The sequence below is a fragment of the Nesterenkonia sp. F genome (assembly GCF_000220985.1).
In the GTDB taxonomy this organism is placed as follows: domain Bacteria; phylum Actinomycetota; class Actinomycetes; order Actinomycetales; family Micrococcaceae; genus Nesterenkonia.
The window spans coordinates 1-9947 of record NZ_AFRW01000081.1; the positions used below are offsets into that span (position 1 = coordinate 1).

At 71.9% G+C, this 9947-nt stretch carries 8 protein-coding genes and 2 tRNA genes; 3 read left to right on the plus strand and 7 right to left on the minus strand.

Translation table 11 applies throughout. From position 1 onward, the window contains the following. Nucleotides 1-31 precede the first annotated feature (31 nt). The 4 genes from GU5_RS0106760 to GU5_RS14430 form a co-directional block, all read right to left on the minus strand. Nucleotides 32-931: a polysaccharide deacetylase family protein gene (locus tag GU5_RS0106760; RefSeq protein ID WP_010524824.1), complete on the minus strand. Its 900-nt coding sequence runs from the start codon at nt 929-931 to the stop codon at nt 32-34. Between the two features lie 396 nt (nt 932-1327). After that, nucleotides 1328-2893, minus strand: coding sequence for a DHA2 family efflux MFS transporter permease subunit (locus tag GU5_RS0106765; RefSeq protein ID WP_010524825.1), 1566 nt, complete (start codon nt 2891-2893; stop codon nt 1328-1330). 295 nt (nt 2894-3188) lie between these two features. Next, nucleotides 3189-3261, minus strand: a tRNA-Thr gene (locus GU5_RS0106770). A gap of 69 nt (nt 3262-3330) precedes the next feature. Beyond that, nucleotides 3331-4236, minus strand: a complete 906-nt coding sequence (locus GU5_RS14430; RefSeq protein WP_010524826.1) for a thioredoxin domain-containing protein — start codon at nt 4234-4236, stop codon at nt 3331-3333. Between the two features lie 300 nt (nt 4237-4536). On the opposite strand from GU5_RS14430, the gene GU5_RS0106780 reads away from it, so the two are divergent. Genes GU5_RS0106780 through GU5_RS14440 form a run of 3 tightly spaced genes read left to right on the plus strand, consistent with a single transcriptional unit; the run spans nt 4537 to nt 8247 of the window. Beyond that, a complete protein-coding gene (locus GU5_RS0106780) occupies nt 4537-6075 on the plus strand; it encodes a trehalose-6-phosphate synthase (protein ID WP_010524827.1) in 1539 nt (512 codons plus the stop codon). Further along, complete coding sequence (gene otsB, locus GU5_RS14435) at nt 6072-6926, plus strand: trehalose-phosphatase (RefSeq protein WP_010524828.1); 855 nt, start codon at nt 6072-6074, stop codon at nt 6924-6926. Before GU5_RS0106780 ends, otsB begins: the two co-directional genes overlap by 4 nt. 10 nt (nt 6927-6936) lie before the next feature. Further along, nucleotides 6937-8247 (plus strand): DUF4032 domain-containing protein, encoded by a 1311-nt coding sequence (locus GU5_RS14440; protein ID WP_010524829.1) that lies wholly within the window; start codon nt 6937-6939, stop codon nt 8245-8247. Between the two features lie 14 nt (nt 8248-8261). Here GU5_RS14440 and GU5_RS14445 read toward each other — a convergent pair whose 3' ends face one another. The 3 genes from GU5_RS14445 to GU5_RS0106805 all read right to left on the minus strand — a co-directional run bounded on the left by GU5_RS14445 (nt 8262) and on the right by GU5_RS0106805 (nt 9745). After that, entirely contained in the window at nt 8262-8804 is a 543-nt protein-coding gene (locus tag GU5_RS14445) for a TetR/AcrR family transcriptional regulator (RefSeq protein WP_010524830.1), read from the minus strand. Nucleotides 8805-8815: 11 nt separating this feature from the next. Then, entirely contained in the window at nt 8816-9409 is a 594-nt protein-coding gene (locus GU5_RS0106800; RefSeq protein WP_010524831.1) for a hypothetical protein, read from the minus strand. Nucleotides 9410-9671: 262 nt separating this feature from the next. Next, a tRNA-Pro gene (locus GU5_RS0106805) sits at nt 9672-9745 on the minus strand. Nucleotides 9746-9947: the final 202 nt, after the last annotated feature.

The window sequence follows — 9947 nt, forward strand, 5'->3', positions numbered from 1 at the left end:
CAGGGCTGCGCCTGCTCGGCGCGAGCTGAGGTCAGCCGCGCGCCGCCGGCACCGCCGGCCCTCCCGGCGCACCCGGCATCCCCGGCGAGCCCGGCGAGCCCGGCGAGCCCGGCGAGCCCGGAGCCCCCCGTCCGGGCACGTCGACCGGCGGACTCGAGAAGCCCGGGCCGATCGCGCCGTCGGCGGGAACTCCCTCGGGCAGGGTGAAATCCCAGCCGGCGGCCAGCCGCTCGGAGACCACCGTGCGCACCGCCTGCAGCGTGCCGCCGCGCTCCCCGCCGCCGTCATGGGCGAGCACCAGTTCGCCGGGGACCATCGCCGCCCGCAGGTTCGAGGTGAGCACGTCGACGTCCTGGGTCTCCCAGTCGTAGATCACGTGGGCCACCGCCAGCGGCTGCATGCCCAGCTCGACGGCGACCTCCGGCGTCGCGCCCCAGCTGCCGTTCGGCGCGCGGAAGTAGGGCACTTCGGCGGTCGGATCGCCGAGCGTCTCGCGGATGATGCGCAGGTTCTCCGTCAGGTCCGCGCGCACCTGCTCCGGCGCCCAGTCGCCCATGTCGGCGTATCCGGTGCTGTGGTTGCAGAGCACATGCCCGGCGTCGGCGATCCGACGCAGCAGCTCGGCCCCGCCGGGGGCTTCGACGTTCTGCCCGATCACACAGAACACCGCGGTGACGTCCTGCTCGTCCAGATAGTCCAGCAGCGCGCCGGTGGTGTCGGGATTCGGGCCGTCGTCGAAGGTCAGCGCCGCGACCTCTCCCTCGCCCTGGGCAGCGACCACCGGGTCGGCGACCGGGTCGACGGCGCCCCCGTCGGGCGGGCCGTAGCCGGCGGTCGCCGCGGCCGACGACGGCGGCGTCGCGGCGAGGGCGAGCAGGCCGGCGAGCGCGGAGGCTCCGACGAGGCGGCGGGCGACGGACGGCAGGGACATGACCGGCTCCTTCGACGTCGAGGATCGCGCGGAACGAGTCCGCGGACTATGTCACACATCACAGACTAACCCTTTACGTCTCCCCGAACTACAAAACAGCGTCCACGCGATGCCAGGATTTCAGCACAGAGGCATTGCGTAATCGGATGACCACTCGCTAAGGTAGATCTCACTTGGGTGCGACGGGGCCCGCTCGGTGCGGGCGGGCCCCATTCCCACCCGGGATGCTCACCGTCAGCGACGGAGATGCCGGACCTCCGCGCATTCCCGGCCGACGCGCTCCCCGACGGGAGACCGGCCGACGACACGGCCAGGGCCCGGCAGGATGATCAGCACATCCTGCCGGGCCCTGTCTCTGCCCTGTCGCCGCCCCGCCGCCGCACGGCCTGCGACCGGTCAGCGCACCTGCTCGGCGACGCCCTCCCCCGAACCGGGCTCACCCTCGACGGACTCCCCCGAGGACCCGACCTCGGACGACTCGTCAGCCGGCGACTCCTCGGTCGCCCGCAGCGTCAGTCCCAGCAGCAGCGTGCCGATGCTCATGATCGACGCCGTCCGGAACGCGGTCTGGAATCCGGCGATCTGCGCCTCGTCCGCCGCGGCCCCGCCGGAGGCCGCAGCCGCCGCGCCGAGCCCCATCACCGCGACCAGCAGCGCAGTGCCGGTGGCGCCCGCCAGCTGCTGCAGCGTGTTCAGCAGAGCCGAACCGTGCGAGTACAGCGGCTGCGGCAGCGGGTTCATCGCCGTGGTGAACGCCGGGGTGAAGAGGAACGCCAGGCCGAGGCTGAGCATGAGGTGCAGCCCGAGGACCAGCCAGACGCTGCTCTCGGCGCCGAGGAGGCTCAGCAGGAACATCGCGATCACCAGCAGCGAGGCGCCCGGGCCGACCAGCGGCTTCGGACCGACACGGTCATAGAGCCGGCCGACGGCCGGGGCCAGCAGCGCCATCAGCAGACCGCCGGGCAGCATGAGCAGCCCGGTCTGCAGCGTGTCCATCCCGCGGACCGTCTGCAGGTAGAGCGGCAGCATGATCAGCGCGCCGAAGAGCGCGATCATCATCAGCAGCATCATCAGCAGCGACCGGGTGAACATGCTGTAGCGGAACGGCTGGAGGTTCAGCAGCGCCGTGCCGTGCTTCTGAAGCCGGATCTGCAGCAGCGTGAAGGCCGCCAGGAAGACCGCGCCGACGATCAGCACGACGACGGCGATCGGGTCGACGGAGACGCCCTCGGCCGCGCCGGCGCCGTGGCCGCCGCCGCCCAGCTGACTGATGCCGTAGACCAGACCACCGAAGCCGGGCACCGCCAGCAGCAGCGAGGGCACGGAGAGCTTCTCGGCCCCGCCGCCGCCGTCGGCGTCCAGCCGCGGCCGGCCCAGGAGCAGCGCGGCCGCCGCGATCGGCAGGATGGTCAGGAAGAGGAAGCGCCAGTCGGCGACATGCAGGATGGCGCCCGACAGCGTCGGGCCGGTGGCCGGAGCCACGGAGATGACGATGGCGATGTTGCCCATGACCACGCCGCGGCGGTGCAGCGGCACCAGAGTGAGCACGGTGGTCATCATCAGCGGCAGGACGATGGCGGTGCCGGCCGCCTGGACGACGCGCCCGACCAGCAGCATCGGGAAGCCGACGGCGGCCCCGGCGACTGCGGTGCCGACGACGAAGAGGCTCATCGCCAGGGTGAAGGTCGCTCGCAGGCTCAACCGCTGCATCAGCCAGCCGGTGGTGGGGATGACCACCGACAGCGTCAGCATGAAGGCCGTGGTCAGCCACTGCACCGTGGACTCGGCCACCTGGAACTCCTCCATCAGGGGCTGCAGCGCGACGTTCATGACGGTCTCGTTGAGGATCATCACGAAGGCCGACACCAGCAGCACGCCGATGGTCAGCTTGTTCCCGGCGGACAGTCGGTCGGTCGCGACCTCGGACGCATGGGGGTCGGATGGGCTGGTCTGTGCGCTCATGGGGCCTCCAGGCGAGGGTGGTCGCCGGCCGCGCGCGTCCTGCCGGGACGCGCACGCAGCCGGGGTGCGGCGATGCGGTCAGAAGTGTCGACGGGTGCGCGCGGCCCGGACGCGGCGGCGTCCGGTCGCGCGGCGGCGTCCGTTCCACGCCCTCTCAACTGGAACGTGCCGTTCCCTATTCCCGGAACGTCCTGCGCGCACGCACCGTGCCGGCCGACCCCGACTCGGGTCCGGCTCCGGGCCGGGCGACGACGGCGAGAACAGCCCGCCCGCGAGCGCGGACGGGCTGCAGCGGAGCCCCCTGCCGGGTTCGAACCGACGACCTGCTGTTTACAAGACAGCTGCTCTACCTGCTGAGCTAAGGAGGCGCGGCGCATCGCCGGAGTCCGATACTACCGGCGACGCGCGCACGGGGACCAGTCCGACCCCGACGAGGGTCACTCCTCGGAGGAGCTCTCCGCGGAGTCCCCGCCCGAGCCGTCGCCGGTCTCCGAACGATACTCCTCGACGAAGCCGCCGGCCCACTCGCCGAAGGCCTGCTCGGAATCCTGCCAGTTCTGGTCGCCGATGTAGATCGTCGGAGTCCCCTGCACCCCGACCTCGGCGGCCTGGTTCGTGGTGTAGGTGACGAAGGCCCGGTACGTGTTGTCCTCCACGGGTCCGGAGAGGTCGACGCCGTAGTCGTCCTGCGCGATGCTGATCAGCTCGTCGTTCGACAGCTCGCCCTCGGGCTGGTGCGCCAGCACCTGCTCGAGGTACGGCAGGTAGTTCTCCGGCGACTCCACGGCCATGGCGGTGATGGCGTTGGCCGCGCGCGAGGAGTAGTTGGTGGTGGAGTTGCCGTCCAGCATGCCCACCATCCGGTACTCGACGGTGATGTCGCCGTCCTCCAGCCACTGCTGGATCTGCTGGCCCTGCGACGTCTCGAAGTTCGAGCAGTGCACGCAGTTCGCGTCGGCGTAGATGATCACGTGCGGCTTCTCGCCCTCCTCGCGCGGCTCGGCACCGGGAACGGGAGCCTCGGACTCGCCGGCGCCGGGCACCTCGGAGGCGTCGACCTCGCCCATGTCGGCGCCGTCGGCGAGCTCGGCGGCCGAGGTCAGCGTGATGCCGCCCTGCTCGTTGGCGATGGCCGGAGCCGCGCCCTCGGAGGCGGAGAAGTCCTCGCCGTCGCCCTGGCGGTTGAGCACGAAGAAGGTCAGGCCGGCGACGACGACGAGCGCCACCACCACGACGCCGACGCGCAGCAACACCGAGGCGCCGCGCTGGCGGCGCTGTTGCTCCTGCTGGATCCTGCGGGCCTTTTCGCGGGCGTTCTCGCCCGAGGACTGGTTGCGAGCCATGTTCTCTCCGATGGGTCTGGGACGATGCTCTGCCGTGCTGAACCGCACGCCCGCCCCGGCACGAGCGGGGTCGGGCGACCGGCGCCGCCGGGGTCGCCGACGGGGCACCGGGCCAGGGTAGCGCCTCGACCTGCATGGCCGCCGCCGGGACCCCGGAGAGTGTCTGGTCGGAGATCGGAACACGGACCGGCCTGAGGGGCTCCTCCGGGTAGGCTGGGCGTCAGAGCCCGCGACGGACGTCACCGAGGTGGCGCGCCCGGCTCGGCCGGCGTCGCCCTGGGAGGAAAGGGGATCGGAACGATGACCACGACGCAGCAGGACCGATACGAGCACGGCTACGACTTCGTGGTGGTGGCCAACCGGCTCGCCGTCGACCGGGTGACCGACGAGGACGGCACCACCGGATGGCGCCGCTCCCCCGGCGGACTGGTCACGGCCCTGGCGCCGGTGATGGCCGAGTCCGACGGCGCCTGGGTCGGCTGGCACGGCGCCGCCGACGAGGAACTCGAGCCCTTCGACCATGCCGACATGCACCTGGTGCCGGTGCCGCTGGGCGGCCAGGAGGTCGAGGACTACTACGAGGGGTTCTCCAACGCCACGCTGTGGCCGCTCTACCACGATGTCATCGCCCGCCCGGAGTTCCATCGCCACTGGTTCGAGGCCTACCGCCGGGTGAACCGCCGCTTCGCCGAGGCCGCCGCCGGCGTCGCCGCCGAGGCCGCGACCGTCTGGGTGCAGGACTATCAGCTGCAGCTGGTGCCGCAGATGCTGCGCGAGCTGCGTCCTGACGTGACCATCGGCTTCTTCAACCACATCCCGTTCCCGCCGCCGGGCCTGTTCTCCCAGCTGCCCTGGCGGCACTCGGTGCTGCGCGGAGTGCTGGGGGCAGATCTGATCGGCTTCCAGCGCGAGTCCGATGCGCGCAACTTCCAGCGGGTCGTCCGCCACCGGCTGGGCCACTACATCAAGTCCGACCGCATCCACGTGCCCGTCGGCTCCCGCGCCACCGACGAGGGCTCGCCGCTGGTCGGATTCGACGCCGACCCCTCCCGCGGCACCGCCGCGCGCCGGCTGTCCGCCCCGGCCGCCGAGGACGGCGAGCACCGCATCGCCGAAGCGCGGGCCTTCCCGATCTCCATCGACACGCAGAAGATCGTCGAGCTGGCCGAGCGGCCCGACATCATCGCCCGCTCGCAGCAGATCCGCCGGGAGCTGGGCGATCCGGAGACGGTCTTCCTCGGCGTGGACCGGCTCGACTACACCAAGGGCATCCGCCACCGGATGAAGGGCTACGAGGAGCTGCTGCAGGACGGCGATCTCTCCGTCGGCCAGGCCTGCCTGGTCCAGGTGGCCAGCCCCTCCCGCGAGGGAGTGGAGTCCTACCGGCTGCTCCGCGAGGAGATCGAAGGGGCTGTGGGCCGGATCAACGGCGAGTTCGACACGCTGGCCCACACAGCCATCCGCTATCTGCACCACTCGTATCCCGTGGAGGAGATGGTGGCGCTCTATCTGGCCGCCGACGTCATGCTGGTCACCGCCCTGCGCGACGGGATGAACCTGGTGGCCAAGGAGTACGTGGCCGCGCGGAAGTCCGGCACCGGCGTGCTGGTGCTCTCCGAGTTCACCGGAGCGGCCGACCAGATGCGCCAGGCGCTGCTGATCAACCCGCACGACGTCGACGAGCTCAAGGCGGCGATGGTCACCGCCGCGACGATGGAACCCGCCGAGGCCCGCCGCCGGATGCGCAGCCTGCGCCGGCAGGTGGTCTCGAACAACGTCCAGCGCTGGGCCCGGGACTTCCTGGGCCGGTTGGCCGATCTGAAGGCCGCGGCACGATGAGCGCGGCCCCCGACGCATCGCGCGAGCTGCCCGAGGCGCTCCGCACTGCGGTGGAGGCGCTGGCCGCCCGCCGGCCGGTGCTGGTCTGTCTGGACTTCGACGGCTGCGTGGCCGAGCTCGCCGACGACCCCGCCGCCGTCGCCCCGGTGCCGGCCAACGCCGCTGCCGTCGAGCGACTGGCCGCGCTCGACGACGTCGTCGTCGCCTATGTCTCCGGGCGGCCGCTGGAGCAGCTGCGCGCGCTGGCCGCGCCGCCGGCCGGCGTGCTGCTGGTGGGCTCGCACGGCGCCGAGCAGGATCTCGGCGCCGACGCCGCGCCGCTGCGGCTCACCGCCGCCCAGCGGCGCACCCGCGAGCAGGTCCTCGAGCTGCTCGAGAACCTGGCCGGCCGGATCGACGGCGCGCTGGTCGAGCGCAAGCCGGCCGGGGCGGCGCTGCACGTCCGCGCCGTCGCCGACGCCGCGGCCGCCGAGGCACTGCTGGCCGAGGCCCGCGAGGCCGCGGCCGCCGTCGACGGCGCCCATCCGAAGGACGGCAAGATGGTCGTCGAGGTCCCCGTCGTGCACGCGACCAAGGGCGAGGCCATCGGCACGCTGCGTGAGCGCACCGGCGCCGCGGCGGTGTTCTTCGCCGGCGACGACGTCACCGACGAGCAGGGCTTCGCCGTGCTGGGCGACGACGACGTCGGCGTGAAGGTCGGCGCCGGCGAGACCCTGGCCGACCATCGGATCGCGGCCCCGGGCGAGCTGGCCGCCGTGCTCGCCGCGCTCGCCGCGCCGGCCGAGGCCCGCGGGGCGGACACCCGTCCCCGCTCGACACCGACCCGGCCCGGCACCGCGCCGGGCGCATGAGGAGCACCCTGTGACCACCGCCCCCGGTCTGAGCCTGACCGCCTCGGGCACCATCCCCCAGGAGCTGCTGGATCTGCCGTGGCAGCTGCCGCTGCAGGAATGGCCCGAAGATGTCATCGCCGCACTGCCCCGCGGCATCTCGCGGCACATCGTCCGCTTCGCCTATCTGGGCGGATCGGTGATCGCGATCAAGGAGACCTCCGAGCGGGCCGCGCGGCACGAGTACCGGATGCTGCGCCGTCTGGGACGGCTGGGCGCGCCCTGTGTGAAGCCGGTAGCCGAGGTCAACGGCCGCGCCGCCGAGGACGGGACGGAGCTGACGCCGGCGCTGGTGACCAGACACCTGCGCTTCTCGCTGCCCTACCGCGCCGTGTTCAACCAGATGATGCGCAAGGAGACGCTGCACCGACTCATCGACGCGCAGGCGCTGCTGATGGTCGAGCTGCACCTGATCGGCTTCTACTGGGGCGACGTCTCGCTGTCGAACACGCTCTTCCGCCGCGACGCCGGCAAGTTCGCCGCCTATCTGGTCGACGCCGAGACCGGCGAGCTGCACCCGGAGCTGTCGTCCGGCCAGCGCGAATACGACCTCGACGTCGCCCAGGTGAACATCGCCGGCGAGCTCATGGATCTGATGGAAGGCGGGATGATCGACGAGGACGTCGATCCGGTGGCCACCTCGCACCAGTTCATCGACGCCTACCGCGGGCTCTGGCAGGAGCTCACCGGCGACACCGCCTTCGACCCGGACCAGCAGTGGCTGGTCGAGGAAAGGATCCGTCGGCTCAACGAGCTGGGCTTCGACGTCGAGGAGTACGACATCCGCTCGGCCAGCGCCGACGGGAAGCTGCTGCTGCGCCCGAAGGTCGTGGACCCCGGGCACCACCAGCGCCGGCTGATGAACCTGACCGGGCTGGACGTCCAAGAGAACCAGGCACGTCGGCTGCTCGGCGCCATCGACGCCTACCGGGCGCAGCACGACCCGCACGGCGACGAGGCGGTCGCAGCCCATATGTGGACCCAGCAGGTCTTCCAGCCGATCATCGCCCAGATCCCCCGCGAGCTGCGCGACAAGCTGGAGCCGGCCGAGCTGATGCACCAGCTGATCGATCACCGGTGGAAGCTCTCCGAGCAGCAGGGTCAGGACGTCGCGCTCACCGATGCGCTGCCCAGCTTCATCGACGAGGTGCTGCGCACCTATCGCGACGAGGCGACGCTGATGATCGACCCGCCGACCGACGTGATCGAGCAGATGGAGCGCGGCGCCCCGGAGTCGGGCCCGATCGACGTCGTCGGCGAGGACGACTCCGCCTGGTACTGATTCGGGGCGGCCGATCAGCCCAGGAGCAGGTCGACGCCGCGGTCGTGCAGCCGGTCCTCGGCGGCACGGCAGGCGGCCTCCCGGGCCGCGTCGCCGGCCTGCTGCGGGTCGGCGGCCCGCAGCAGCGCGGCGTTCTGCTCCACGGCGACCGCCCCGAGGCTCAGCCGCACCGCGGCCGCGGCCCGCTGCTCGGCCTCGTCGGCGCCGAAGCCGCGAGCGGTCAGCTGCTCGATGAGGCCGGGGACCGGCGGCAGCCGCGGGTCGAGCCCGAAGGCGACCAGGATGAGGTCCCCGCCGTCGCGCAGCGGCAGCACCAGACGGCGGAATCGCGCCAGCAGCTCGCGCGGCTCCTCATCCGGCGTCGGCGTCTGGAGCGGGCGCAGCACGCGGGCGGCGATCCGAGCGAGCAGCTGCTGCTTGCTGTCGACGTGGTAATACAGCGCGCCGGGGCGGACGTCGAGCTCGGCGGCGATGCGCCGCATGGTCAGATCCGGCAGCCCGCGCTCGACCAGCAGGGCATGCGCGGTCTCGACGATACGCTCTTCGGTCAGCGCCATTCAGCGTCGCCTCAGAGCCCGTTCTCACGGAAGAGCGTCTCGTCGGGGTCGCCCAGCGACTCCTCGAGCAGCCACCGGTTGGTCTGCAGCGCCTGGAGGTTCTTCGCGACGACGGTGTCGCGGGTCTTCGCGACCGCTTCGGCGAGCAGGCCGACCTGGGCCTTGAACTCCTGCGCGTGACGCGGCTTGTCCTCGTCGGGCAGCGCGAGGAAGAGCTCGATGGTCCGCGGCAGATGGGATTCCACCGTGCGGCGCACTCCCTCCTGCTGCTCGGGCAGACGCTCCAGATCCTCCCATCGCTCGACGATCTCCTCCAGGCCGACGACCATCATGCGCAGCTGGCCCTGCGTCGAGGGCGGCAGCTGCCCCGACCGGGTGCGCAGCGTCTCCTCCACCGCCGCCAGACCGTCGCGCAGCCGCTGCTGCTCGCTGCTGCGACGCAGCGCCCGACGACGATCGGACTGCTCCACCGTGCTCAGGATTCCGAAGGCGGCCGCGCCGCCGGCCAGGCCGAAGACAGCTCCGGCGGCCCAGGCCCACGGGTCGGGCAACATGAGCAGAGTGAGCAGCGTGCCCAGCGCCAGGAAAACACCCACGGCCGCCATGATCTGGACCCTCCGCGGGCGCCGCTGCTCACGGCCGGTGTCCTGGGATCTGCTCAGATCGGAGCTGATGACGTCTCCTCGATTCAGTGGGAAGCCTGCAGGTCTCCAGGGTATCTGTCGGCGACCGGCCGGCTCAGCCGGTCCGAGCCGGGGCGCCGGGCGACTCGTCGGCGCTGGCGGGCTCACGCAGGAGCCGGACGGGCCGACACGGGCCCGGACACGACGAAGGGGCCCGGTCCGCAGACCGAGCCCCTTCTCACTGTCGGGGTGACAGGATTTGAACCTGCGACCTCCTCGTCCCGAACGAGGCGCGCTACCAAGCTGCGCTACACCCCGGAGATGCTCCGCGCTCCGGACTTCCGTCCTCACGCGAGAACTCATATTACCGGTTCGCCGACGCTGTCGCCAAAACGGCGGCCCCGACGATCGGGCCTGATGCAGATGACGCCCGCGCTCGACTCCGCACTGAAGTGGGCTACTCGGTGCAGCATCCTCGCTGCACCGCCCATCCAGCTCCGGAGGAGCACGGGCGTCACCC

Bases quoted from the DNA above. Each gene is read 5' to 3' on its own strand.
- GU5_RS0106760 (WP_010524824.1), bottom strand. From the start codon at position 931: ATGTCCCTGCCGTCCGTCGCCCGCCGCCTCGTCGGAGCCTCCGCGCTC.
- GU5_RS0106765 (WP_010524825.1), bottom strand. From the start codon at position 2,893: ATGAGCGCACAGACCAGCCCATCCGACCCCCATGCGTCCGAGGTCGCG.
- GU5_RS14430 (WP_010524826.1), bottom strand. From the start codon at position 4,236: ATGGCTCGCAACCAGTCCTCGGGCGAGAACGCCCGCGAAAAGGCCCGC.
- GU5_RS0106780 (WP_010524827.1), top strand. From the start codon at position 4,537: ATGACCACGACGCAGCAGGACCGATACGAGCACGGCTACGACTTCGTG.
- otsB (WP_010524828.1), top strand. From the start codon at position 6,072: ATGAGCGCGGCCCCCGACGCATCGCGCGAGCTGCCCGAGGCGCTCCGC.
- GU5_RS14445 (WP_010524830.1), bottom strand. From the start codon at position 8,804: ATGGCGCTGACCGAAGAGCGTATCGTCGAGACCGCGCATGCCCTGCTG.
- GU5_RS0106800 (WP_010524831.1), bottom strand. From the start codon at position 9,409: ATGGCGGCCGTGGGTGTTTTCCTGGCGCTGGGCACGCTGCTCACTCTG.